This window comes from Massilia mucilaginosa (genome assembly GCF_011682145.1).
Lineage (GTDB): Bacteria > Pseudomonadota > Gammaproteobacteria > Burkholderiales > Burkholderiaceae_D > Telluria_A > Telluria_A mucilaginosa.
In genome coordinates, this window is the sequence record NZ_WHJH01000043.1 from 37,157 (window position 1) to 61,842 (window position 24,686).

The window sequence follows — 24,686 nt, forward strand, 5'->3', positions numbered from 1 at the left end:
TCCTTGCGATAGCGTTCTTGTAAGGTATATGACGTTTACGTAAACGTCAAGCGACACAGCCGTAACGGGAGGAGCGCAATTACTGAACCGTCGTCCCCGCCTGCGCGGGGACGACGTAAGGTTAAGCCGCGTGCTTGCGCGCCCCATCCCCCAGCAGCCGCGCCTTCTCCACGCGGAACTGCGCCACTGCCTTTTCCTTCACGTGTCCATACCCGCGAATCTGCTCCGGCAGGTTGGCCAGTTCCACCGCGGTCGCGTGATTGTCCGCATTCAGTCCGGCGATCAAACCCTCGATCATCTGGCGATACTCCACGATCAGCGCGCGCTCCATCTTGCGTTCTTCGGTGCGGCCGAAAATATCGAAGGTCCCGCCGCGCAGGCCCTTGAACTTGGCCAGCAGCGCAAACGCCTTCCACATCCACGATCCGAATTCCGCTTTCACCAGGTGTCCCTTGGCGTCCTTCTTGGCGAACATCGGCGGCGCCAGGTTGAACTTGACCGAAAAATCGCCCTCGAACTGCGACTTGAGCTGCTCCACAAAGCGCCCGTCGGTGTACAGGCGCGCCACTTCGTATTCGTCCTTGTACGCCATCAGCTTGAAGTAGTACTTGGCCACGGCCGTCGACAGCCGGTTGCCCAGACCCTGCGCCGTTTCCGCCGCGCGCACCTTGGCCACCAGCTGCTCGTAGAGCGCCGCATACGCGCCATCCTGGTACTCGGTCAGGAACTCGACCCGCTTCTTGATCACGTTCTCCAGGCTTTGCGGCATCTGCACCACGATGGCCTGGGTCGGCGTTGCCACCTTTTCCACACGCTTCAGATCCACGGCGGCGCGGCGGCCCCACAGGAAGCTCTTCTTGTTCGGCTCAACGCCCACGCCATTGAGTTCAATGGCGCGCAGCAGCGATGCTTCGGTCAGTGGAATGCGGCCCTTCTGCCATGCGTAACCCATCATGAACAGGTTGGCGGCGATCGAGTCGCCCATCAGCGCGGTCGCCAGTTTTGTGGCGTCGATGAAGTCGGCCGCGTCATTAGCCGGCGCACCCACCGATTCCATGATCAGCGCGCGCACTTCCTCGGCCGGATATTCCCAGTCGGCCTGCTGCGCGAAGGTGCCTGGCGGTTGCTCGTGCAGGTTGATCACGGCCATGGTGCGGCCCGGACGCATCTTGGAAATCGCATCCTGCGCGCCGGCCGTGAGCATGTCGCAGCCGAGGATCAGGTCCGCTTCGCCGGTGGCGATGCGCTGCGCGCGCAGGTGTTCCGGCGAGCGCGCCACTTTCACGTGCGAGGTGACCGAGCCGTTTTTCTGCGACATCCCGGTCATGTCCAGCACCGACGCGCCCTTGCCTTCGAGGTGGGCGGCCATGCCCATCAGCGCGCCGACGGTGATCACGCCGGTGCCGCCGATGCCGTTGATCAGGATGTTGTACGGCTGGTCGATATTCGGCAGCACCGGTTCCGGCAGCGCGCCGAAACCATCATCCACATTGCCCTTGGTGACGCCGGTCTTGGTTTTCTTGAGCGTGCCGCCTTCGACCGTCACGAAACTCGGGCAGAAGCCCTTCACGCACGAGTAGTCCTTGTTGCAGGACGACTGGTCGATGGTGCGCTTGCGGCCGAATTCGGTTTCCTTGGGCAGGATCGACACGCAGTTCGACTGCACGCCGCAGTCGCCGCAGCCTTCGCACACGGCGTCGTTGATGACCATGCGCTTGTTCGGGTCGGGGAACTCGCCCTTTTTGCGGCGGCGCCGTTTTTCGGCCGCGCAGGTCTGGTCGTAAATCAGCACCGATACGCCTTCGACCTCGCGCAGCTCGCGCTGGACCGCGTCCATCTCCTTGCGGTCGTGCAGGCTGACGATAGCCGGCAGCGAGGAGCGGTCGCTGTAGCGCGACAGGTCTTCGGTCACCAGCGCGATGCGCTTGATGCCTTCGGCCGCCATCTGCTGGGCGATCATCGGCACCGAGGTCTGGCCGTCGACCGGCTGGCCGCCGGTCATCGCCACCGCATCGTTGTAGAGGATCTTGTAGGTCATGTTGACCTTGGCCGCCACCGCCGCGCGGATCGCCAGGTAACCGGAGTGGAAGTAGGTGCCGTCGCCCAGGTTCTGGAACACGTGCGGCACTTCCGAAAACGCCTGCTGGCCGATCCACGGCGCGCCTTCGCCGCCCATGTGGGTGGTCAGCTTGTTCATGCCCGGGTAGATCGCGGTGGCCATCACGTGGCAGCCGATGCCGGCCAGCGCGAAGCTGCCGTCGGGAACCTTGGTCGAGGTATTGTGCGGGCATCCGGAGCAGTAGAACGCCGGGCGGAACGGGGTGTTGATGGCCTTGCGCAGCACCGCGTCCTTGGCGTCCAGGAAGGTCAGGCGCGCCTTGATCAAGTCGCAGGTGCGCTCATCGGTGATCAGGCGCGAGATGCGCGAGGCGATCACGCGCGCCACTTGCGAGACCGAGAAGTCGGCCTTGGAGGTGAGCAGCCATTCGCCGCGCGGCGCGACCCATTCGCCCTTTTCGTCGAACTTGCCGATCACCTTCGGACGCACATCGTCGCGCCAGTTATACAGCTGCTCCTTGAGCTGGTATTCGACGATCTGGCGCTTTTCTTCGACCACCAGGATTTCGTCGAGGCCCTGCGCGAATTCGCGCACGCTGTCCGGCTCCAGCGGCCAGGGCATGGCGACCTTGAACAGGCGCAGGCCCACATCGGCCGCCATTTTCTCGTCGATGCCCAGTTCTTCCAGCGCTTCCAGCACGTCCAGGTAGGATTTGCCGGAGGCGATGATGCCCAGCTTGGCGTTGGCGCTGTCGATGGTGGTGTGATTGAGCTTGTTCTCGCGCGCATAGGCCAGCGCGGCGTAGATCTTGTAGTCCTGCATCAGCGCTTCCTGCTTGCGCGCCTGCAGGCCGAGCGGGTCGGACGAGAGGCGCGTATTCAGGCCGCCTTCGGGCATGACGAAATCCTGCGGAATTTTCACCTGCACGCGGAACGGATTGGCGTCGACCGAGGCGCTCGATTCGACCGTGTCGGCCAGCGCCTTAAAGGCCACCGTGCAGCCCGAAAAGCGCGACATGGCCCAGCCGTGCACGCCCAGGTCCAGGTATTCCTGCACATTGCATGGGTACAGCACCGGCACCATGCAGGCCGAGAAGATGTGGTCGGACTGGTGCGGCAGGGTCGAGGAATACGCGCCATGGTCGTCGCCGGCCACCAGCAGCACGCCGCCGTGCTTGCTCGTGCCGGCATGGTTCATGTGCTTGAAGACGTCGCCGCAGCGGTCCACGCCCGGGCCTTTGCCGTACCACATGGCGAAGACGCCGTCGTACTTGGCCGGGCCGATCAGGTCGACGGTCTGCGAGCCCCACACCGCGGTGGCGGCCAGGTCTTCGTTCACGCCCGGCACGAACTTGACGTGGTGGGCTTCAAGGTGGGCCTTGGCCTTCCACAGGTTTTCATCGAGGCCGCCCAGGGGCGAGCCGCGGTAGCCGGAAATGAAACCGGCCGTGTTCAGGCCGGCGGCCTGGTCGCGTTCGCGCTGCATCATCGGGAGGCGCACCAGCGCCTGGATACCGGACAGGAAAATATTGCCCGTGGTCGCCGTGTATTTGTCGTCGAGGGTGACCGTGGTCAGGCGTGAAGCGACGTCCTGCTTCGCAGGCGTCGTTGCCGTGGTATCTGGCATGGTGTGTCTCCAAAAGGGTATTCGGGTTCTCGCCCCGCCAGCTCGGCGCCGGGTAGGCGCGTCGATGACGGGGTAGGGTGCTGTTATAGGCAGCTTGATTCTACAAGACTCTCCGGTATGGAGCGCCGATGGCGTGGAGTGTATGACCTTCCCGTCCTTAGGGGAAATACGGTTTGCGGATGGGGGTATAAGAAAAAATGATGGCTGGTGGCCGCTGCCGCTTATTTGGGCAACTGCGCGCCCGGCCAGGCGCCGCCGGCGCACAGCTCTTCGGTCACCTGGTGCACCAGGCGCTTGACGGCCGCCGCCGCGTTGGTCAGCGGAATATTGCGCGACGCGCACAGGGTGACGCTGCGCGCCAGCGCCGGGCTGTGGATCGGCCGGGCCAGCATGGCGCCGCGTTCGATGTCGGCCAGCAAAGGGGCGACCGGCAGGATGGTGGCGCCCATGTCCGCCAGGATGGCCGACTTGAGGATGGCGATCGAGTTGATTTCGATGACGTTGGAGAGGTGCAGGCCGGCTTCGCGCGCCACGTTCTCGATGCGCGGGCGCACGCCCTGCTGCTGGGCCGGCAAAATCAGGGTGGTGGCCAGCGCGTCGGCCAGCGCCACCCGCTCGCCCGGCGGGCTGAAAGCGGAACCGGCGCGGCAAATGAAACTCAGTTCTTCTTCCACCAGCGCGCTGCTGGCAAACGCGCCCAGCTGGCCATCGTCGAACAGCACCGCCAGGTTGATCCGGCCCGATTTCAACTGTTCGTTCAGGTTGCCGGACAGCTCCTCGGTCAGCTGCAGGGTGATCTCGGGATAGGTTTTGCGTGCCGCCATCAACAAGGGCAGGGCGAGGGCGCCGGAGATGCTGTGCGGCAGCCCCAGGGTGACACTTCCCGATGGCCTGGTGGTAGACTGAATCACGGCTGAACGGGCGTCGCCGACCTGCTTCAGGATCGCCTGGGCATGCTCGTAAAACACCTTGCCGGCATCGGTGGTCAGCACCCCCTGGGCCGAGCGGTGCAGCAGTTGCGCGCCCAGGTCGTCTTCGAGCTGGCGCAGCTGCTGGGTCAGGGCCGGCTGGGCCACGTGCAGCACCAGCGCCGCGCGCGACAGCGAGCCGTGGTCGACAATGGCGACGTAGTAGCGCAGCTGGCGTAATTCCATGGTCGTCCGCAGATTAGTGAGTTATGGAAAGCATAGATGCAATAAAGAAATATTGACGCTATACTGGCCGGGTTGCCGCAATTGCGCGAGATTACACCACAGACGGACCTATGCTGAAGAAAGTCGACGCTTCCCAACTCAGGCCAGGCATGTACATCCATGACCTGAGCTGCGACTGGATGACGCATCCGTTCGTGCGCAACCGTTTCCTGCTCACCAGCGAGGAGGAAATCCGCAAGATCGTCGCTGCCGGCATCCACGACGTGGTCATCGATTGCGGCAAGGGGCTCGATGTCGACCATGCGCCGACCCTGGAAGAAACCCGCCAGAGTACCGAACAAGCGCTGGTGGAGATTGCCGCGCGGCCGGTGATCGTCACCCGCACCACCCTGGGCGAGGAACTCAAGCGCGCCGCCGTGATCCGCCAGCAGGCCAGCGGCCTGGTGCGCACCGTGATGCAGGATGCGCGGCTGGGCAAGGCCATCGAACTCGACAGCGTGTCGCCGATGGTGGAGAACATCACCGAATCGATCCTGCGCAATCCCGGCGCGCTGATGGGCATGCTGCGCATCAAGAACAAGGATGACTACACCTTTCTGCACTCGGTCAGCGTGTGCACCTTGCTGGTGGCGTTTTGCCGCTCGCGCGGCATGGATACGGACACCACCTACCAGGCCGGCCTGGGCGGCTTGCTGCACGATACCGGCAAGGCGCTGGTGCCGGACCATATCCTCAACAAGCCGGGGCCGCTGACGGACGAGGAATTCGCCATCGTCAAGAAGCACCCGCGCGACGGCTACGATATCCTGCTCAAGTCGCCAGAGATCGGCCCGATTCCGCTCGACATCACCCTGCACCACCACGAGCGGCGCGACGGCAGCGGCTATCCGGACAAGCAGGGCGAGGGCACGGTCAGCGAGCTGGCGCAGATGGCGGCGATTGTCGACGTGTACGACGCCATCACGGCCGACCGCTGCTATCACAAGGGCATGTCGGCGGCCGAAGCGCTGCGCCAGATTTACGAATGGAGCAAGTTCCACTTTCATCCCACCTACGCGCAGGAATTCATGCGCTGCGTCGGGATTTATCCGGTCGGCACCCTGGTGATGCTCGAATCGGGCCGGCTGGGGGTGGTGATCGCGCCGCACGAGACCAACCTGCTGGCGCCCAAGGTGAATGTGTTTTTCAACACCAGGCGCAATGTCTACATCAAGCCGGAAACCGTCGATTTAGCGCGCCCGGTCGGCTTCGGCGGCGGCGACAAGATCGTGCGCCCCGAGTCGCCCCAGAAGTGGAATGTGGATCCGATGCAGTTCATCAGCGTCGCTTAGGGCGGCGCGACGCTTCGCTTAGAAAAACTCCGCCGTATCGTTCGACGCCACCGCGTGCAGCAGGCCGCCCGAGACCAGCTGGTCGTAGTGGCAGGCCTGGTTGCGCCCGTGGCTCTTGGCGTAATACAGCGCCTGGTCGGCATGCCCCAGAATGATCACCGGCGACTCGTACGGGCTGATGCTCACGAAGCCCACGCTCACCGTCACCTGTCCCACCTGCGGGAAATCGTGCGATTCGACATTGATGCGGAAGCGGTCGATGATTTTTTGCGCGTTGTCGAGCGTCGTCGAGCGCAGCAGCACCACGAATTCTTCGCCGCCGAAACGGAACACCCGGTCCTGCGAGCGGAATGACGATTGCAGCAGGTTGGCGATCAGGATCAGCACTTCGTCGCCGTACAGGTGGCCGAATTTATCGTTGACCAGTTTGAAATGGTCGACATCGACCACCGCCAGCCACTGCTTTTCGGCATCCGAATGCTGGCGCCGCTCTTCCTGGCCCGGTTCCAGCGATTCCTGCTCGGCGGTGACGTGCAGCATCTTGGCCAGCTGGTCGTCGAAGGTCTTGCGGTTGAGCAGCCCGGTGAGCGAGTCGCGCTCGCTGTAGTCGAGCAGGTTCTGGAAATTGCGGTACACGCTGACAATCCCGCCGATGACGTGGATGGTGTCGCTCGTGTACGGAGTCGGGTGGATGATTTCGAGGCAGGTGTCGGCCTTCTCGCCGATCCAGATCGGCAGCCACAGGGTGCGCTTGCCATCGGCCGACAAGCTTTCGGCGCTGGTGTCCTTGTTGGCGATGCAGGCGGCCAGTTCCGGAAAACTGTCGATCGGCTCGCCCGGTGCATTCACATCGGCAGGCTCTTCCATGCGCGCCACGCCGCCGGCGCAAATGCTGGCGCGCGCGCGTACGTATTGCTGGCCGCGCACATGCATGATGGTCAGCACGCGCGTCTGCGACGCCCGTGCCAGTTCCTGCACCGCCGAGATCACCGAGATGTCGAGCATCGTGTGGTCGCGGTGGCCAGTCATGTCCACCATGTGTTTAAGAAGGGAATCCATGTCGTTCTCGGAAATGTAAATCAAACAACTACCACGTAGTGCGGGCATGTCCATCGACATGGGCGAGCGCCGGATGAGCGGGCGCCGGATGCCGGTGACCGGACGCCGGACTCCCTCGGCTGGCATCGCAGCATCAGGCGACGCCTGCACGATAACCCCATTTTGCTTTTAAGGCAATTGTCATGCATAAACGCTCGCGTTCACCCGATTCTACCGTTGTGTGACGCATTGCGGCTCACCGCACAGCAACTTTTTCGCCATCCTGTCGTATATCGACCGTTTCCATAATAACAAAAATAGTACCTTTAGGAAAGTTGCGTTAAGTCAAGTTACTGTTTGGCGGCGTCTTTATAGTGAACTCAATGGCGGAAAAATTGAAGTACAGCAGCAACGTACCTCAAGGTAAGGCAGCAGCGCAGCCGTACCCTGTGCCAGAAGTTGGCAGTTTTTAACTAACCGGAGGTCACCATGAGCACCATCACCACCGCAGTGCAAGCCTTTATCAACGACGAAGACGGCGCCACCGCCATCGAGTACGGCCTGATCGCCGCGCTGATCGCGGTCGCGATCGTCACGTCGTTGAAGTCTGTGCAAGTCCAGCTGAAAACCTTGTTCGGCCAGGTTGTCACCGGCCTGACGGTTACGCCGTAATCCTTTGCAGCTCGGACAAGCTGTTCGCTAGCCACACCCGCTTCCCGGAACAGGGCCCTGTTCCGGGAGCTTTTTCACGTCCGCCGCCATGGCCTTGCGCATCCGCGTACTCCCCTTTCCCTCACTGAATAATTCCACTTGGGAAAATTGTCTTAGATCAAGTTGCTGTCGCCCAACATCGTTACAGTGAACTCAATGGCGGAAGTTGGAGTACAGAAGCAAGGTACCTCCAGGTAAGGCAGCAGCGCTGCCGCATCTTGGCCAGAAAGTGGCAGTTTCAATCTAACCGGAGGTCATCATGAGCACCATACCCACCGCAGTGCAAGCTTTTATCAACGACGAAGACGGCGCCACCGCCATCGAGTATGGCCTGATCGCAGCATTGATCGCTGTCGGACTCGTCACGGCCCTCACCAGTGTGAAGAGCCAACTGGTGGTCTTGTTCCAGCAGGTTGTCGCCGGCTTGACAGTTCCCTGACGCCATCCTGGCGCTGATCAGCCATCGTTCGCCGCATCTCGCTTCCCGGGACAGTACCCTGTTCCGGGAGCTTTTTCACGTGAGCCGCCCATGCCCGCCCTGACCCTTTCGCAATTCGTCCTGATCGCCCTGCTGCTGGCCGCCGCCGCCACCGACCTGGCGTCGCGCCGCATCCCCAACCGCCTGCTGGCCGCCGGTCTTGCCTGCGCCGCTATCCTGCACCTGTGTTCCGGCAGGCCGCTGGCCCTGCTCGATACCGGCCTGGCCGGCTTCGCCACCGGCCTGCTGCTGTTCCTGCCCCTGTACTGCCTGCGCGGCATGGCCGCCGGCGACGTCAAGCTGATGGCCGCCGTGGGCGCTTTTACCGGTCCGGCCATGGCCCTGCAGATCGCCCTCGCCGCGTTCTGCGCCGGTGGCCTGATGGCGCTGGTGATGATCCTGGCCAGCGGGCGCCTGCGCGACACCGGCGCCAACCTGATGGCGCTGCTGCGCCCCCTGTTCCTGCGCCTGTGCGGCATGCCGGTGGTGGCCGAGCCGCTGCCGACCCCGAGTGTGGGAAATATGCCATATGCGCTCGCGATCGCCGCCGGGTCGTTTTTCACTCTGGCGCGGCCCTGGCTCTAGTTTCCGTGCGGCCATAGCTTGTGCCGCATCAAACCGGCGCGGGGACTGGTGACTAAAATAAATTGTGGCTTCAGGAAACGCCACCTGTTTATGCGAGGAATCCAAGATGAGTCATACCGCCCCGACCGGAGCGCTGCCGTCCAGCGGCTTGCGGATGCGCGCCGCTTCTCCCGACTACGCCGGCGGCAGCGCACCGCCGCAGCCGCGCTGCGTGCGCGACACCGGCCTCGAACTGAGCCTGATCGTCGAACTGGTCGCCAAGGCGATGTATTCGATCGGCAAGATCCACCTGCCCGTCCTTACCGGCAAGCTCAAGCTGTCGATCACGGTCCTGCGCGAAGCGCTCGACGCCATGCAGGCCGATCACCTGGCCGAAGTGGCGGGGCGCGGCGATTCCGACCTCGACGTCCACTACCAGCTGACCGAGGGCGGACGCCTGCGCGCGGCCGAATTCCTGGCGCGCTGCCGCTATGTGGGGCCGGCGCCGGTCACCCTGCAAGCCTACCGCGACCTGGCCCAGCGCCAGTCGGGCCGGCAGGCCGGGGTCGGGCACATCGGCATGGCCGAGATGGCCGCCGCCTTTGCCGACGACGTGCTCGAGCCGGATGTGCGCGACCTGCTCGGCGCAGCCCTGCAGTCGCGCCGCCCGCTGCTGCTGCACGGTCCTTCCGGCAGCGGCAAGACCACCCTGGCGCGCAAGCTGGGCCAGCTGCAAACCGGGCTGGTGGCCATTCCGCATGCGATCCTGGTCGAAGGCCATATCGTGCAGTTCCACGATCCCGCCGTGCACCTGCCGGCCCCGCCCCAGCACGGGCGCCAGAACGAGGACCGGCGCAACCCGGACGCGCGCTGGACGCTGTGCCGGCGCCCGTTGGTCCAGGTCGGCGCCGAGCTGGGCTACGAGATGCTCGACCTGCGCCTCGACCACGCCAGCGGCGTGTACCGCGCGCCGCCGCACTTCATGGCCAACAACGGCATCCTGGTGATCGACGACCTGGGACGCCAGCGCCTGCCCACCGAAGAATTGCTCAACCGTTTCAGCGCCCCGCTCGACAGCGGCTGCGACCAGCTCACCATCGAGGGCGGCTGCAAGATCGCGGTGCCGTTCGACGTCACCGTGGTGCTGGCCACCAATCTGGCGCCGCAGATCTTGTTGGACGAATCGTTCCTGCGCCGCATCGGCTACAAGATCCTGGTCGGGCCGCTGTCGGAAGCAGCGTACGCGGCCTTGTTCCGGCGCCAGTGCCACCAGCATGCGCTGGCCTGCGACGAAGACGTGCTGTACTACCTGATCACGCGCCTGCATTACGGCAGCGGGCGCCCGCTGCTGGCCAGCTACCCGTCCGAGCTGCTCGGGCGCCTGCACGATTTCGCCGCCTTCGCCGGCACCAGCGCGCGCCTCTCGGCGGCCGCCATCGAGCAAGCCTGGCACAGCATGGCGCTGGGCCACGGCACAGCGGCGGCCGCCCCCGCCTCACCGATGACTTTTTCCGCCGATAGCGGCACCACCCTGTACGAGAGGATCATATGAAAAACAAACGCGCCTTGCTGACCATGGGCGTGGCGGTCCTGCTGGGGATCGCCGCGGTCGTCCTCGCGTCGCTGTGGCTGCTGCGCCAGCCCGGCAATGCCTCCAGCCGCATCGTCGTCGCCAGTGGCGACATCAGCCGCGGCCAGCGCCTCTCGCCCGACATGCTGCGCCTGGTCGACTGGCCGGCCGCCACCACGCCCAAGGATGCGTTCAAGGACAGCCTCAAGCTGAGCGACCGGGTGCTCAAGGCCAACATCCTCAAGGGCGAACCGCTGACCGAAACCAAGCTGGCTCCGCCCGGCACCCTGGGCGGCCTGTCGGCCCTGATCAGCGAAGGCAAGCGCGCCATCACGGTGCGCGTCAACGATGTCATCGGCGTGGCCGGCTTTGCGCTGCCGGGCAATTACGTCGATGTCATCGTGCACACCGAGCGCGATCCGGACGAGCACGCCAAACAGGCGCGCAACGGGCTGCACATTTCGAAAATCGTGCTCGAACGCATCCTGGTGCTGGCGGTGGCGCAGGAAGTGGGGCGCGACGAAACCAAGCCGAAAGTGGTCAACGCGGTCACCCTCGAAGTCACGCCGGAACAGGCCGAATCGCTCGACCTGGCGCGCGGGGTCGGCTCGCTGTCGCTGGCGCTGCGCAACCAGGTCGATCCCGGTTCGCCGCAGACGGCCGGCGCCACCAAGGCCAGCCTGCTGGACCAGCTGGCCGCCGCCGCCGCCGCGCCGGTGACGCCGGCGCCGGCCAAAAGCGCGCCGCCGCCGGCCCGGCCCAAGGCCGGCGCGCGCGCCGCGCCGCGCAGCGCGCCGGTGGTGGTGGCGCATGCCCGCCGCGACTGCGTCAGCGTCTTGAATGGCGTGACCACCTCGCAAGAATGTTTTTGATGTCCGTGCAATGTCCTTTCCGTCACCTCACAGGATGGCCTCTATGAACAACTGCATCAAGCAAGGCAACATGACCCGGGCCGGCGCACTCGCTGTGCTGCTGGCGCTGGCCGCCGGCGGCGCGCATGCCGCCGCCGACAAGCCATCCCAGCCCCAGGCCGAACGCGCCGAGAGCGGCCCGCGTTGCAGCGGCCAGGCCGCGCGCCCCGGCAATATGACCCTGTTGGTGGGCAAGTCGAACCTGATGCGCCTGCCCGAACCGGTGCGCAACCGCAGCATCGGCAACGCCGCCGTGGTGCAAGCCATGCTGGTCGCGCCCGATACCCTGTATCTGCTCGGGGTCGATGTCGGCACCACCAATATGATTGTGCAGGGCAAGAGCGGCGCCTGCAGCATCATCGACATCGTGGTCGGCATGGACCCGGCCGCGCTGCAAGCGAGCCTGGCGCTCCTGATGCCGGAAGAAAAAGATATCCGTGTGCACAGCGCCGCCGATTCGCTCGTGCTCAGCGGCACCGTGGCCGATGGCGCCGCCGTGCTGCGCGCGGTCGAACTGGCGACCGCCTTCGTCAGCCGGCCGCTGCGTTCGCTGGCGCAGCAGGGCGGCGACGCCGCCACCGGCGGCGCGGCCGCCGCCACCGGCGCGGCCGGCGGTGCGGCGGGGGCCGGCAGTGCGGCGCCGGCGGCGCGCGTGATCAACCTGCTGGCGGTCGGGGCACCCCAGCAAGTGATGCTCGAAGTGAAAATCGCCGAAGTCTCGAAAAGCTTGCTCGAACGGCTCGAAGGCGGCGTCAAGTGGGGCTTCGGCTCGGGCAGCTGGGCCACCACCCTGCTGGCCGATTTCATCACCGGTAATGCCCAGGGCGCGCTCGGGGTGCGCCGCGCCAGCGGCAAGGGCGCCACGCTCGAGGCCCAGAAGCAGGATGGCATCGTGCGCGTGCTGGCCGAGCCGAACGTGATGGCCGTCAGCGGCCAGGAAGGCAGTTTCCTGGCCGGCGGCAGCATCTTCATCCCGGTGGCCCAGGACAACAACAAGGTCACCCTGGAAGAGAAGGAATTCGGGATCGGCCTGCGCTTTACCCCGACCGTGCTGGCCGGCGGGCGCATCAATCTGAAGGTGGCGCCGCAAGTGTCGGAAGTCTCGCGCGAAGGGATCGGCATTTCGGCCGCGGGGTTCAGCGGCGGCGCGGTGCTGCCCTTGATCACCACGCGGCGCGCCAGCACCACCTTGCAGCTGCACGATGGCCAGAGCTTCGCCATCGGCGGCCTGATCAAGAACAACCTGATCGCCAACCGCAAGGGCTTGCCGCTGCTGGGCGAGGTGCCGGTGCTGGGAGCGCTGTTTCGCAGCACCGATTTCCAGCAAGACCGCACCGAACTGGTGTTTGTCGTCACGGCCCACCTGGTCAAGCCGCTGGCGCCCGGCTACACCCTGCCCACCGACGGCCTGGCGCCGCTCTCGCGCAGCGAGGCGCTGCTCGGCGCGCGCATGGAAGGACAGGCGCAGCCGGCGCCCGCAACGGCGTCCGCAACGGCGCCCGGCGTCCCCGCCCGGCCGGTCACGCACAGCGGTTTCGAATTGAAATAGGAGAATGCCATGAATCCACACATCGTTCGCCGTATCGCCGGCGTGCTGGCAGCGGCCTGCTGGCTGGGCGCCTGCTCCAGCACCCCGCACTGGGACGCGCGCTTCGGCCAGTCCGTGCGCGCTTCGCTCGCGGCCCAAGTGATCCATCCGGGCGCGGCGCGCGCCAACGCGCCCGTCAATGGACTCGACGGCAAGGCCGCGGCCGCCGCCCACGAGCGCTACCAGCGCTCGGCCGAGGCGCCCGCCGCGCTGGCGCCGCTGGCCGTCGGGGCCGCAAAATGAAGCCGCCGCGTCTTGCGCCCGGGCGCCGGCGGCGCCAGCGCGGCTCCTACGTGGTCATGTTCGCGCTGATGCTGACGCCGCTGATACTGCTCGGCGGCATGGCGATCGACATGTCGATGGCGTTCAAGCGGCGCACCGACCTGCAGAGCGCGGTCGACGCGGCCGCGCTGGCCGCGGCGCGCGCGCTCGACGGCACCGCGGCCGGCATCGACAATGCCGATCTGCGCGCCGCGGCAATCATCAACGCCAGCTTTTTCGGCTTTACCCGGATGAGCTGGTCGTCCGCCGCGCTGCGCTTCAGCGACAGCCCCGACCGCAACGGCAACTGGCTCCCGGCCAACGCCGCCGGCAGCGGCGCCAACGTGTCCCGGATGCGCTATGCGCGCGTCGATACGGCCGGGCTGGACTCCGTGTACGGCATTGTGCGCACCGTGTTCGCCGGCGCCATCGACGGCGCGTACGCCACGCTGAACGTGAACGCCAGCGCGGTGGCCGGGCGCAGCCAGGTGCAGGTCACCCCGCTGGCCATCTGCGCGCTCGACCAGCAGCGCTTCGGCGCGCACAACACCCCGGACGGCACGCTCGAGTGGATCGAACATGGATTCCGGCGCGGGGTCAATTACAATCTGCTCAATCTGAACCCGGTCGGCACGGCGCCGCTGCATTTCCAGGTCAATCCGGTCGATTTTCCACCCGCCACCGAAAGCGCGTCCAACCGCGCGCTCGACGCCTTGCGCCCCATGGTGTGCAGCGGCAGCATGGCGCTGCCTTTCCTGCCCGACAATACCAGCGTGTATGTGCGCCAGGATTTTCCATCCTCGCTCGCCAGCGAACTCAATTCGCGCTTCGGCAGCGTGGCCGGCTGCGATCCGGCCGCGGCCCCGGCCGATACCAACGTCAAGGAATACACGCTGCCCGCGTTCTGGATGGAGCTGCCGGCGGGGCCCCCGGTCCCGACCCGCATCGAGGGCAGCGCACTGAGCCACGTCATGGACAACCGGCTCGTCACGATTGCCGAGGAGCGCTTCAAGGTGCCCCTGACCGGCCAGGCCAGCTATGGTCCGCTGTGGGCGTTTTCCAAGCCGCTGCGCTATCAGGGCGCTACCCCGGCCAGTCCCGGCACCAAATTTCTCAAGAGTTCCTGGAGCAGCCTGTACCCGGTCGATGCGGGAACGGTCAAGACCAATGCGACCGCCCCGGGCGACAACGACGTCATGCCGTACGACTCGACCCTGCCGGCATTCCGCACGGCGCCGGGCGCGCCCAGCGCCCCCGGGCTGAGGGGGCGCAGGATCCTCAACATCCCGCTGCTGTCGTGCCCGGTGACAGGCGGTACGGCCACGGTGCTGGCGGTCGGGCGCTTCCTGATGACCTCGCGCGCCACCAGCAGCCCGGGCGCGGTATTCGGTGAATTCGGCGGCCTGGCCACGCCCGCCAACCTGGTTTCCACCACCGTCCTGTTCCGATGAAAGGATTCTCCATGACGCCCCCTGTCCGCCGCCGCGTCCGCGGCATCGCCCATATCGAACTGGCGCTGGTCCTGTCGGTCATGTGGATACTGCTGCCGCTCATTTTCAGCTTCGGCCGGATTTTCTATGTGTCCGCGGCGCTCAAGCAGGCCAACAACGACGCCGCCGCCTCGCTGGCCGCGGTCCCGATGGCCGAGTGGGTCACCAGTGCGTCCGCGACCAGTCCCATGAAGCTGCGCGCCATCGCGCTCGTCGAGCGGGCCCTGGCCGACACCGGCGTCACGCCCACCCTCGCGCTCGATAATGTCGTCATCACCTGCGTGCGCGGGGGGATGCCGAGCCAGAACTGCGGCGGCATCGACCGGCCCGAGTCGATCACGGTCACTCTGGCGATGAACATCCCGATGGTGGGGGTGATGAATATGTTCGACACCGGCGGCGGCACCTTGTTGGTCTTCACCACTGTCACCGTTCCTTACACTAACTGAGCAGCGGGAGCCGACCATGATCCTTCAAGCAACCCGCCGCACCCGGGCGCAGCGCCGCAGCGGCGAGGGCGGCGGCACTGTGGTGGAGTTCGCCATGACCCTGCCGATCTTCCTGCTCTTCATGCTGGGCCTGTTCGAAGTGGCGCGCGCCATTTACCTGTGGAGCGCGCTCTCGGACGCCACCCGCGCCGCCGCGCGCGCCGCCGCCACGGTCGATGCCGCCGACAGCGACGCACTGGCGGCGCTGGGCGAGCGGGCCAGCGTGGCGGCGCGCGCGGGCGGGATGGCGCTCGGCACGTCCGGGCTCGACGGGCGGATCGTGATCACCCACCTGCGCAGCGACCTGAACCGGGTCGATGCGGTCCCGCCCTGCCCCTCGCGCAACATCATCAATTGCAACACCAATCCCAACGGGGGCGCCTGCGTGCGTTACATCCAGGCACGCCTGTGCGCACCAGGCAGCGGCCCCGAGTGCGTGCCGGCCCGCTACAAGCCGCTGTTCAGCGGCTCGTATCTCAACTGGAGTTTTTCCTACCCGACCTTCGCCACCGTCACGCCGGCGGGCTCGCTCGGCCACCAGAGCGGCGTGACCGAAGTCTGCCCCGCGTTCTGAGGCGCGCGCCACCACCCACGAGGATGTTCCATGAAAGCTTTACTGATTACCCAAGACAGCCAGCTGCAAGGCGAAATCGCCGCCCAGGGCGCCGCGCGCATGCCGCCCGTGACCCTGGTGGCGGTGCGCAGCCGCCTGCGCGATGCGATCGAGCGGGTGCTTCCCGAGACCCCGGCCCTGGTCATCGTCGACGCCAGCGGCCTCGATGAAGACGAGGCCGAACTGCTGGTGCGCCTGGCCAGGCTGTATCCGGGCGCGGTCTTCATGCTGCTCACCCGCGACCAGCAGCAGAACCTCCTGATCCGCGCCATGCGCGCCGGCGTGCGCGAAGTGCTGCAACTGCCGCTGGTGCACAGCGCCTTCCACGACGCCATCAACCGCATCGCCGACGCCGCCAACGCGGGCAAGGTGTGCGACGGCAAGGTACTGGCCTTCATCTCCTGCAAGGGCGGCAGCGGCGCCACCTTCTTGTCGACCAATTTCGCCTACGCCCTGGCCAGCCTGGCCGACAAGAAGGTGATCCTGATCGACCTGCACGGCCAGTTCGGCGACGCCACCCTGTATGTGTCGGACCAGAAGCCGGCCATGACCCTGTCCGACGTGTGCAGCCAGATCGCGCGCATCGACGGCGCCTTCCTCGACTCCTGCCTGGTGCACGTGACGCCCAGTTTCGGGATCCTGGCCGCGGCCGACGACCCGGCCCACGCGGTCGAACTGAAACCGGAGCAGATGGACGCGATCCTGCGCGTGGCGCGCCAGCACTACGACTACGTGGTGCTCGACGTCGGGCGCCAGATCGACGCCATTTCGCTGCGCGCGCTCGACAACGCCGACGCCATCTACCCGGTGCTGCAACTGGCGCTGCCCGACCTGCGCGACGGCCGCCGCCTGCTCGACATCTTCCGCTCGCTCGGCTACGCCAACGACAACACGCGCCTGATCGTGAACCGTTACGAAAAGGGCGGGCGCCTGCGCCTGCAGGACGTGCAAGCCTCGCTCGGCGCCGAGGTCATGCACACGGTCCCGAACGACTACGTGAACGTGACCGATTCGGTGAACCAGGGCGTGCCGGTGCTGCAGCTGTCGCGCGCCAGCCCGGTGGCGCGCAGCCTGGCCGAACTGGTCGAGCTGGTGACCGCGCGCCGCGTGCCGGAAGCGAAGGGCCTGCTCACGCGCCTGTTCGGGCGCGCCGAAGTCGAACAATAGCCGAACGGTAGCCGAACCATCGCCGAACAATCACCCGCCCAGGAGAATCCCATGACCTTACGCGACCGCCTGACGGCGAGCGAGGACAGCCGCCACAGCCAGCCGGCCGAGCCGGAGTCGTCCAACCACGCTTATCACGACCTGAAGAAGAACATGCACCAGATGGTGCTCGACCGGATCGACCTGGAGCGCCTCAAGCGCCTCACGCCCGAGCAGTTCAAGCACGAGCTGGGCCTCTTGGTGCAGCACATCATCGAAGAAGAGCACATCGTGCTCAACCAGCACGAGCGGCACGACCTGGTGCTCGACATCCAGCACGAAATGCTCGGCTTCGGCCCGCTCGAGTCGCTGCTGGCCGACCCCACCGTCTCGGACATCCTGGTCAACACCTTCAACCAGGTGTATGTGGAGCGGCGCGGCAAGCTGGAACTGACCGACATCACCTTCCACGACAGCGCCCACCTGATGAAGATCATCGACAAGATCGTCTCACGGGTCGGACGCCGGGTCGACGAATCGAGCCCGATGGTCGACGCCCGCCTGCCGGACGGCTCGCGCGTGAACGCGATCATCCCGCCGCTGGCGGTCGATGGCGCGATCCTGTCGATCCGGCGTTTTTCGGCGACCCCGCTGACGGTCGAGAACCTGCTGCGCTTCAAGAGCATGACCCCGCCCATGGTGCAGGTGCTGCAATCGCTCGGGCACTCGAAGATTAACATCCTGATCTCGGGCGGCACCGGCAGCGGCAAGACCACCCTGCTCAACCTGCTGTCGGGCTTCATTCCGGCCAACGAGCGCATCATCACCATCGAAGACGCGGCCGAACTGCAGATGCGCCAGCCGCACGTGGTGCGCCTCGAGACGCGTCCGCCGAATATCGAAGGCAAGGGCGAAGTGACCCAGCGCGCACTGGTGCGCAACGCCCTGCGCATGCGGCCCGACCGCATCATCCTGGGCGAGGTGCGCGGGGCTGAAGCGATGGACATGCTGCAGGCGATGAACACCGGGCACGAAGGCTCGCTGGCGACGATCCACTCGAACACCCCGCGCGACGCCCTGGCGCGTCTGGAAAACATGGTCGGCATGGCCGGCGTGACCCTGACCCCGCGCGCGGTGCGCCAGCAGATCTGCTCGGCCATCACGGTGGTGCTGCAGGTCACGCGCCTGACCGACGGCGCGCGCAAGCTGGTCAGCCTGCAGGAAATCACCGGCATGGAAGGCGAGATGATCGCGATGCAAGAGATTTTTTGCTTCGAGCAGACCGGGGTCGACGCCGACGGCAAGGTGGTCGGGCATTTCCGCGCCACCGGGGTGCGCCCGCGCTTCGCCGACCGCCTGCGCCTGTTCGGCGCGCCCGTGCCCGACTCGGCCTTCGACCCCAGCCGCATTTTCGAATAGGACCGGCCATGGATTATGTCTTCTATGCCTTTGCCGTGCTGCTGTTCGCGGCCGTGATCCTGATGGTCGAGGGCGGCTGGCTGCTGTGGTCGGAAACGCGCGGCGGCGGCGCCCTGCGCATCGCGCGCCGCCTGCGCGTGATGTCGGGCGGCACCGACAGCGAGGGCGGCACGATCTCGATCCTCAAGCGGCGCCGCTACAGCGCCTCCGATACGCTCGACGGCGCGCTGCACCGCTTTGGCCTGGCGCACGCCATCGACCGCCTGCTGATGCAGGCCGGGGTCAATTGGATGGTGGCGCAGTTCCTGGGAGCCTCGCTGGCGATGCTGTGCGCAGCGGCGCTGGCGGTGCATGCCTGGGACACGCCGAGCTTGCTGACCTGGGCGCTGCTGCTGGCCGGGGCCGGCCTGCCGTATGGCGTGCTGCGCAGCGCGCGCGCCAAGCGCCTCGGCAAGATCGAGCAGCAGTTGCCCGAGGCGGCCGACTTCCTGGCGCGCGCCATGCGTGCCGGGCATTCATTCACCAACGTGCTGCAAATGGTCGGCAGCGAACTGCCCGAACCGCTCAGCGGCGAGTTCCGCATCGTGCACCAGGAAATCAACTATGGCGTGCCGATGAACGAAGCGCTGCACAGCCTGGCCGAACGGGTTCCCCTGACCGACCTGCGCTACATGGTGATCGCAGTGCTGATCCAGCGCGAGTCGGGCGGCAACCTGGCCGAAATCCTGGGCAACATCGGCCACATCATCCGCGAGCGCCTCAAGCTGCTGGGCCAGATCCGGGTGCTGTCGGCCGAAGGGCGCATCTCGGCCTGGATCCTGGGCATCCTGCCGTTCGGGGTCACCGCCATGATGTACTTCGCCAATCCCGAGTACATCAGCATGCTGTGGACCGATCCCGAAGGTATCACCCTGCTGTACTACGCCGGCGCGATGATCACCATCGGCGTGCTGTGGCTGCGCAAACTGATTCATATTCGCGTCTAGGAGAAAGCCATGAGCGGCTCGCAATTACTGTTTCTGCTGATCGTGTTCGGGGTCGTGGTCGGTCTGGCGGCGCTGGCCATGGCCACCTTCTGGCCCGGCTACATGCGCCAGCGCCTCAAGCGCGTGGGCGCCGCCGCCGCCGACACCAGCGTCGGGCGCAGCGATGGCTGGGTGGAAAAGGTGGCCAAGGTGGCGCAGCCGTTCGGCGCCCTGTCGCTGCCCGAGCAGGGCTGGGAAAAGTCGCCCCTGCGCACCCGCTTCATGAACGCCGGCTGGCGCGGGCAGTCGGTGGCGCCCCTGTATTTCGCCGCCAAGACCCTGCTGGCGCTGTTGCTGCCGGCGCTGGCCGGGCTCTGGATCGCGCTCTCGAGCGCGGCGATGAGCGGACAATTCATCATGTTCGTACTGCTGGGCACGGCCACCTGCGGCTACTACCTGCCCAACGTCGTGCTCGAAATCACCGCGCGCAAGCGCCGGCGCGAGATCTTCGAGTCGATTCCCGATGCGCTCGACCTGCTGACGGTATGCGTGGAAGCGGGCCTGAGCCTGGAGCGCGCGCTGATCAAGGTGGCCGGTGAAATCCATATCAAGTCGATCGTGCTGGCCCAGGAAATGCAGCTGGTGCTGATGGAAATGCGGGCCGGCTTCAGCAAGGAGAAAGCGCTGCGCAACTTTGCCCTGCGCAGCGGCGTGGAAGACGTCGACACCCTGGTGGCGATGATGATCCAGTCCGAGCGCTTCGGCACCAGCATGGGCACCTCGCTGCGCGTGCATGCCGACACCTTGCGCACCAAGCGGCGCCAGATGGCCGAGGAACAGGCTGCCAAGATCGGCGTCAAGCTGATGTTTCCCCTGATTTTCTTTATCTTCCCGACCCTGCTGATGGTCCTGCTCGGCCCGGCCGGCATGCAGATCATGCGCACGCTCAGGTCGGTCAACGGACAGTGATGTCCCTGCAATCCCTCCACCGGAGCCGTTCATGCGAAGCACCCTGAAACGCACTACCCTGTTGATCGCCGGCGCGCTGCTGCTGGCCTGCGCCGATCCCGGCCGCCGCCCCGAAGCGGCCGCCGCGCCCGCGGCCGCCTCAGCCAGCGCCGAGGACGCCTATGTGACGGGCCGCGCCGCGCACCTGGCGCGCCGCCACGATGCCGCGCTGGCCGCCTACCGCGCCGCGCTGGCGCGCGATCCGGCCCACTTGAAGGCGCGCAACGGCCTGGCCACCCTGTACGCCGAGCGCGGCGATTTTGCGCGCGCCATCGGGCTGTGGCAAGCCATGGCCGGGGAAGGCGAGGGCGCCGACGGGCAGGCCAGCGCCTTCCTGTTCAGCAATCTCGGCTACGCCCATTTCTTGAACGGCCAGTTCGAGCAAGCCCTGGCCGCCCTCGAAAAGGCCTGCCTGCTCGACCCGCTCAACGACCGCACCTGGGACCACCTCGGCGGCGCGCTCCAGAAGGTCGGGCAGCACCAGCGCGCGCAGCAGATGTTCCGCCAGGCCGGCGCCCTGCGCGCGCATGATTTCAAGGCCGACTACGCGGTCGCCGCGCGCGCCGGCGTGTCCGCCATCGACAGCGCGGTCAAGGCTGGCGGCCAGGCATCGCCAGAGCCGCAGTGGGACCGTACCGAGGTGCGCCAGGATGCGTCCGGCGTGTTCGTGGTGCAGCGCGTGGGCGCGGCCCTGGCCGATGGCGCGGCGGCGGCCCGGCCGGCGCTCGCAGCGGTCGCGCCGGTGCCGGCGGCTGCGGCGCGCCCCGGCCAGGCCCTGCTGGAAATTCGCAACGGCAATGGCGTAGCCGGCATGGCACGCTCGCTGGCCGGCACGATGGACCAGAGTGCGCTACGCGTGGTGCGCCTGAGTAATCAGAAAGGGTTCGGGGTGCGCCAGACCCGCATCGAGTACCAGCCGGAATTTCGCGAGGCCGCCGAGCGCCTGGCCCGGCGCTTCGGCGCCGCGCGCGTGGTGGCGGTGGGCGAGCTCGGGCGCGCCGACCTGCGCCTGGTGATCGGACGCGACCTGGCGCCGGACGCGCTAGCCGGCGCGGTAGCCGACGCGCCAGCTGGCGCGGTGGCCGTCGCGGCGCGCACCAGGCCGTTGCCTGGGCAGGGCTGATGCGGCATGGATGGCTGGTCCGTTTGTGCCATATCAAATCCGGGGTGGTTTCGCACGCGACAATAGCGTGATCGAACCACTTACCGGAGCATTTTCATGAACTTTGCAGAACGTTTTATGCGCTTCCTGTGCGGCCTCGCGCTGCTGGCGCTGGTGGCCTGCGCCCCCACGCCGCAGCGTGAGGGCACGGGCGAATACATCGACGACACCATCATCACCGGCAAGGTCAAGGCCGCGCTGGTGGCCGATCCCGATCTCAAGGCCACCCAGATCAACGTCGAGACCTTCAAGGGCACGGTGCAACTGAGCGGCTTCGTGCAGGCCGATCACATTCCGCGGGCGCTGTCGCTGGTGCGCAGGATCGACGGCGTCAAGGACGTCAAGAACGACATGGTGCCCAAGCGCTGAGGCGGCGAGGCAAACGCCGCGCCGCGCCGGCCGGTGTTCGTGCTCAGCCTTTGAACTGGGCCTTTTCGGCCGCGCTCAGGCGCTTGGCGCTGACGGTGACGACGGTCATGTTGGCGTCCGCGCCGGCTTGCACGGCGGTCGTTGCGGCAAGGCGCGGGGCCGGTGCGCTGGCGGTGGCGAAGCTCGTTGCGGACACGACGACGAGAGCGGCGACGAAGATGGTTTCCATGTTTTTTGCGATGTTCATGATCAGTTCCTGTGAGTGAAGTTCCTTGGGTTGAGTGAACTATAGCCACAGGGGCGATTGTCAACACCCCGATTGCGACGGACTGCCGGTTTGGCGGGATGGAAGGTCGGATTCGGGGTAAAAGCGTGCGTGGCGGCAGCGCTGGCGGCTGTGGCGGCGCGGCCCGGGCAGGGGCTCAGCGCTTGAAGCGGATTCTCATCTCGGGCCGCTGCTCGAGGCTGTCGATTTTCCACGAATAGGTGCCGAGCAGGCCGAAGAACGACGGGGTCGAGGTGGCATTGTGCGAGATCACTTCGGCGCTGATCGGCACCGTCACCGACAGCGTGCCGTCGAGCTTGATGCCGAGCGCCGCCATGCTGGCTTTTTCCTCGTCATCGAGCTTGCCCGCTTGCAGCGTCAGCACCTCATCCGGGCCGGTATGAACGCGCAGCACGCCGAGCAGGTCGAGTGCCTGGCCGCGCTGGCGCCGGCCTTCCACGCTCAGGTCGTAGCGTGCCTTGCCGTTGTCAGCGGCCTGGCGGATCTCGCCGTTGCGCTTCGGCTTCGCCGCCGCATCGTGCATGCCTGCCTCTTTCGGGCCGAGCTTGTCGCCCCTGGCCATGTGGCGGGACGCCAGCGTGTGCACGGCGGTGCCGGCATAGGAATACTGGTAGCTGCCATCGGACTGGAACGCGGTCCTGGCGGTAAAACGTTCGGGGACCAGGCATCCGGTCAGCAGCAGGGCGGCGCAGGCGCTTGCGGCCAGGAGTCGACAGCTCATCGGGCAATCCAAGGAAGGTCAGAAACGCGCCAGTGTAGCTCAGTCAATACAATCTTGTCAGAGTGGACAAATTTACTTACAAGATGCAACGTCATTTGCTCAGGCCCGTGCCGCATTCCTGAGCACGGCCGGCGCGATGATGCGGTGCATGGGTGTCACCGGCAGCATGTAGAGGCGTCCCAGCCAGTTATGCACGTGTACCACGGTCGATACCGTGGCCAGCACCTGGCCGTTGCCGGCATCGACCGCCCGGTGCACCGACAGGATCACGTCGAGGTGTTTGTCCTTGTCGCCCAGCAGCACCTCGTCGGGGGTGTTGGAGAACAGGGTAAAGATACCGACCCGGTCGCCGATCTGGTAAGCCGAGGCCGGTTTAGCCGGATCGAGGCCGGACAAGGTGCCCAGGTTTTTCAGGCCCAGCATCGACACCACCCGGTTGCGCAGGGTCATGAGCGTGTTGACCCAGCCCGGCGTGCCGGCAGTCACCTTCAGGAACAGTTCGAGCGCGCTGGCCTCGGCGTCGAGCGGCGCGATCGCCCAGGCATCGTGGAAATAGGAGCCGGGCACGGACGCGGCAAGCGCGCTCGAGGTGGGTATGGTGGTTTCGACGGGTTTGGCTTGCATGGCGTCTTGAAAATGGTGCGGCATCTGCCGGGGGCATGTGCCGTTCGTGATTAATCAGCGAAAAGCTGACCTGGTCTTGACTATAGCGCGTTTCGATATATGCCCATGCATTGATCGCGGGCAAATGCCAAAACCCTGTCGATTGACATGGCGTATCAGTCGTATTGACGGTCGAGGGCATCATTGAAGAGGACTATGCACCACAGATGATCAGGCACTCCTTCAAGCTTAGTTCGTCAACACAGGGACCCCTCATGACCTTTCTCGATATGCGCAACTCGCTCGCAGGCCTGACAGTCGCCGACCGACTTATCCGCTTGAGATTATGGGGAGATCATGGTTTTCTTGATGATGTGATGCTTGTCCAGGATGTAGAAGGGGTCGAATCCATCTGGGGTGGCATCGAATATCATTTGCTCTGTGTTTCGCCAACTGCGGGCATGACGCTCAAGCAATTTATCGCCATGCCGGCAGAACTCCAGTTCGTTACCAGCAGCGGCACTTTGCGGCGTGTTTGCGGCATCGTCGATTGTGTGCAGGAAGGAGAATCCGATGGCGGACTGGGTACCTACCGGTTGACCATGCGCGATGCCTTGTCGATTAATGACAAAGGATGCAATACACGAATTTTTCGTGATATGAACGAGGTGGACATCACGAATGTGGTTCTTGGCGATTGGTGTCGCGATAACCCGGTTTTAGCGCGGGCCTTTCAGTTCCAGACATGGCGCCTCAAGAGCGACTATCCTCGCCGTGAATTCACGTTTCAGCGCAGGGAATCGGACTCCGCGTTCCTGCGCCGGCTGTGGAAACGGCGCGGCTTCTCGTGGTTCTTTTCCCCCGCTGTCGAGGCGGCAGACGGCGATGCGCCGGTACACGTTCTGATGTAGCCGTTCACTTCCCCTGATAAAAAAGCCAAATGAGTGCCCTATGGAAGCGGTTTTTATTGCATAATACTCAATAATGTCAATAAAGCTAATTCCACTTACCGATCACGATCTTCGTCAAATGAGCGACGAGTGGGTGAGTTCGCTCTCGCCGTCGCAGAAGGAAGTGTTATTGGTACGCGCCCTTGCGGAGTTGCGCAAGTCGCGGGATCGACTC

Annotated in this window: 24 protein-coding genes; 18 read left to right on the top strand and 6 right to left on the bottom strand. The window is 65.6% G+C overall.

Annotated features, from left to right (window positions below):
- Nucleotides 1–121 precede the first annotated feature (121 nt).
- Both F2P45_RS25410 and F2P45_RS25415 read right to left on the bottom strand, forming a co-directional pair.
- Nucleotides 122–3,685: an indolepyruvate ferredoxin oxidoreductase family protein gene (locus F2P45_RS25410; protein ID WP_166881000.1), complete on the bottom strand. Its 3,564-nt coding sequence runs from the start codon at nt 3,683–3,685 to the stop codon at nt 122–124.
- A 221-nt stretch (nt 3,686–3,906) separates the two neighbouring features.
- Complete coding sequence (locus F2P45_RS25415) at nt 3,907–4,839, bottom strand: LysR substrate-binding domain-containing protein (protein WP_166881001.1); 933 nt, start codon at nt 4,837–4,839, stop codon at nt 3,907–3,909.
- Between the two features lie 110 nt (nt 4,840–4,949).
- Here F2P45_RS25415 and F2P45_RS25420 point away from each other — a divergent pair, with 110 nt between their 5' ends.
- Nucleotides 4,950–6,170: an HD-GYP domain-containing protein gene (locus F2P45_RS25420; RefSeq protein ID WP_166881002.1), complete on the top strand. Its 1,221-nt coding sequence runs from the start codon at nt 4,950–4,952 to the stop codon at nt 6,168–6,170.
- An 18-nt stretch (nt 6,171–6,188) separates the two neighbouring features.
- Here F2P45_RS25420 and F2P45_RS25425 read toward each other — a convergent pair whose 3' ends face one another.
- Nucleotides 6,189–7,229, bottom strand: a complete 1,041-nt coding sequence (locus F2P45_RS25425) for a GGDEF domain-containing protein (protein ID WP_166881003.1) — start codon at nt 7,227–7,229, stop codon at nt 6,189–6,191.
- A 468-nt stretch (nt 7,230–7,697) separates the two neighbouring features.
- Between F2P45_RS25425 and F2P45_RS25430 the strand changes: the two genes are divergently transcribed.
- The 16 genes from F2P45_RS25430 (at nt 7,698) to F2P45_RS25505 (ending at nt 21,951) form a co-directional block, all read left to right on the top strand.
- Nucleotides 7,698–7,880 (top strand): Flp family type IVb pilin, encoded by a 183-nt coding sequence (locus tag F2P45_RS25430; protein ID WP_166881004.1) that lies wholly within the window; start codon nt 7,698–7,700, stop codon nt 7,878–7,880.
- A 298-nt stretch (nt 7,881–8,178) separates the two neighbouring features.
- On the top strand, nt 8,179–8,358 hold the full coding sequence (locus F2P45_RS25435) for a Flp family type IVb pilin (protein WP_166881005.1): 180 nt from the start codon (nt 8,179–8,181) through the stop codon (nt 8,356–8,358).
- 90 nt (nt 8,359–8,448) lie between these two features.
- On the top strand, nt 8,449–8,982 hold the full coding sequence (locus F2P45_RS25440) for a prepilin peptidase (protein WP_166881006.1): 534 nt from the start codon (nt 8,449–8,451) through the stop codon (nt 8,980–8,982).
- 106 nt (nt 8,983–9,088) lie between these two features.
- On the top strand, nt 9,089–10,513 hold the full coding sequence (locus F2P45_RS25445; protein ID WP_166881007.1) for an ATP-binding protein: 1,425 nt from the start codon (nt 9,089–9,091) through the stop codon (nt 10,511–10,513).
- Nucleotides 10,510–11,403, top strand: a complete 894-nt coding sequence (gene cpaB, locus F2P45_RS25450; RefSeq protein WP_166881008.1) for a Flp pilus assembly protein CpaB — start codon at nt 10,510–10,512, stop codon at nt 11,401–11,403. The genes F2P45_RS25445 and cpaB overlap by 4 nt, the downstream gene beginning before the upstream one ends.
- Nucleotides 11,404–11,446: 43 nt before the next feature.
- Nucleotides 11,447–12,991 carry a type II and III secretion system protein family protein gene (locus tag F2P45_RS25455; RefSeq protein WP_229505293.1) on the top strand — a complete coding sequence of 515 codons (1,545 nt, stop codon included), beginning with the start codon at nt 11,447–11,449 and terminating at the stop codon, nt 12,989–12,991.
- A gap of 9 nt (nt 12,992–13,000) precedes the next feature.
- Entirely contained in the window at nt 13,001–13,273 is a 273-nt protein-coding gene (locus tag F2P45_RS25460; RefSeq protein WP_166881009.1) for a hypothetical protein, read from the top strand.
- Nucleotides 13,270–14,742: a TadE/TadG family type IV pilus assembly protein gene (locus F2P45_RS25465; RefSeq protein ID WP_166881010.1), complete on the top strand. Its 1,473-nt coding sequence runs from the start codon at nt 13,270–13,272 to the stop codon at nt 14,740–14,742. The genes F2P45_RS25460 and F2P45_RS25465 overlap by 4 nt, the downstream gene beginning before the upstream one ends.
- Before the next feature lie 11 nt (nt 14,743–14,753).
- On the top strand, nt 14,754–15,230 hold the full coding sequence (locus F2P45_RS25470; protein ID WP_166881011.1) for a TadE/TadG family type IV pilus assembly protein: 477 nt from the start codon (nt 14,754–14,756) through the stop codon (nt 15,228–15,230).
- 16 nt (nt 15,231–15,246) lie between these two features.
- The gene (locus F2P45_RS25475) at nt 15,247–15,843 is read left to right on the top strand and encodes a TadE family protein (RefSeq protein ID WP_166881012.1); all 597 of its coding nucleotides are present in this window, start codon (nt 15,247–15,249) and stop codon (nt 15,841–15,843) included.
- A gap of 30 nt (nt 15,844–15,873) precedes the next feature.
- Nucleotides 15,874–17,049 (top strand): CpaE/TadZ family protein, encoded by a 1,176-nt coding sequence (locus tag F2P45_RS25480; RefSeq protein WP_166881013.1) that lies wholly within the window; start codon nt 15,874–15,876, stop codon nt 17,047–17,049.
- 51 nt (nt 17,050–17,100) lie between these two features.
- Nucleotides 17,101–18,447 carry a TadA family conjugal transfer-associated ATPase gene (locus F2P45_RS25485; RefSeq protein WP_166881014.1) on the top strand — a complete coding sequence of 449 codons (1,347 nt, stop codon included), beginning with the start codon at nt 17,101–17,103 and terminating at the stop codon, nt 18,445–18,447.
- 8 nt (nt 18,448–18,455) lie between these two features.
- Nucleotides 18,456–19,433 (top strand): type II secretion system F family protein, encoded by a 978-nt coding sequence (locus F2P45_RS25490; RefSeq protein WP_166881015.1) that lies wholly within the window; start codon nt 18,456–18,458, stop codon nt 19,431–19,433.
- Nucleotides 19,434–19,442: 9 nt separating this feature from the next.
- Nucleotides 19,443–20,381, top strand: a complete 939-nt coding sequence (locus F2P45_RS25495) for a type II secretion system F family protein (RefSeq protein WP_166881016.1) — start codon at nt 19,443–19,445, stop codon at nt 20,379–20,381.
- A 31-nt stretch (nt 20,382–20,412) separates the two neighbouring features.
- Nucleotides 20,413–21,543: a LytR C-terminal domain-containing protein gene (locus tag F2P45_RS25500; RefSeq protein WP_166881017.1), complete on the top strand. Its 1,131-nt coding sequence runs from the start codon at nt 20,413–20,415 to the stop codon at nt 21,541–21,543.
- A 96-nt stretch (nt 21,544–21,639) separates the two neighbouring features.
- The gene (locus F2P45_RS25505) at nt 21,640–21,951 is read left to right on the top strand and encodes a BON domain-containing protein (RefSeq protein ID WP_166881018.1); all 312 of its coding nucleotides are present in this window, start codon (nt 21,640–21,642) and stop codon (nt 21,949–21,951) included.
- Nucleotides 21,952–21,994: 43 nt separating this feature from the next.
- On the opposite strand, the gene F2P45_RS25510 is transcribed toward F2P45_RS25505, so the two are convergent.
- The 3 genes from F2P45_RS25510 to F2P45_RS25520 all read right to left on the bottom strand — a co-directional run bounded on the left by F2P45_RS25510 (nt 21,995) and on the right by F2P45_RS25520 (nt 23,582).
- Nucleotides 21,995–22,198 carry a hypothetical protein gene (locus F2P45_RS25510; RefSeq protein WP_166881019.1) on the bottom strand — a complete coding sequence of 68 codons (204 nt, stop codon included), beginning with the start codon at nt 22,196–22,198 and terminating at the stop codon, nt 21,995–21,997.
- 175 nt (nt 22,199–22,373) lie between these two features.
- Nucleotides 22,374–22,958, bottom strand: a complete 585-nt coding sequence (locus F2P45_RS25515) for a hypothetical protein (RefSeq protein WP_166881020.1) — start codon at nt 22,956–22,958, stop codon at nt 22,374–22,376.
- 99 nt (nt 22,959–23,057) lie between these two features.
- Nucleotides 23,058–23,582 (bottom strand): DUF2867 domain-containing protein, encoded by a 525-nt coding sequence (locus F2P45_RS25520; RefSeq protein WP_166881021.1) that lies wholly within the window; start codon nt 23,580–23,582, stop codon nt 23,058–23,060.
- 254 nt (nt 23,583–23,836) lie between these two features.
- Between F2P45_RS25520 and F2P45_RS25525 the strand changes: the two genes are divergently transcribed.
- On the top strand, nt 23,837–24,472 hold the full coding sequence (locus F2P45_RS25525; protein ID WP_166881022.1) for a contractile injection system protein, VgrG/Pvc8 family: 636 nt from the start codon (nt 23,837–23,839) through the stop codon (nt 24,470–24,472).
- Nucleotides 24,473–24,686: the final 214 nt, after the last annotated feature.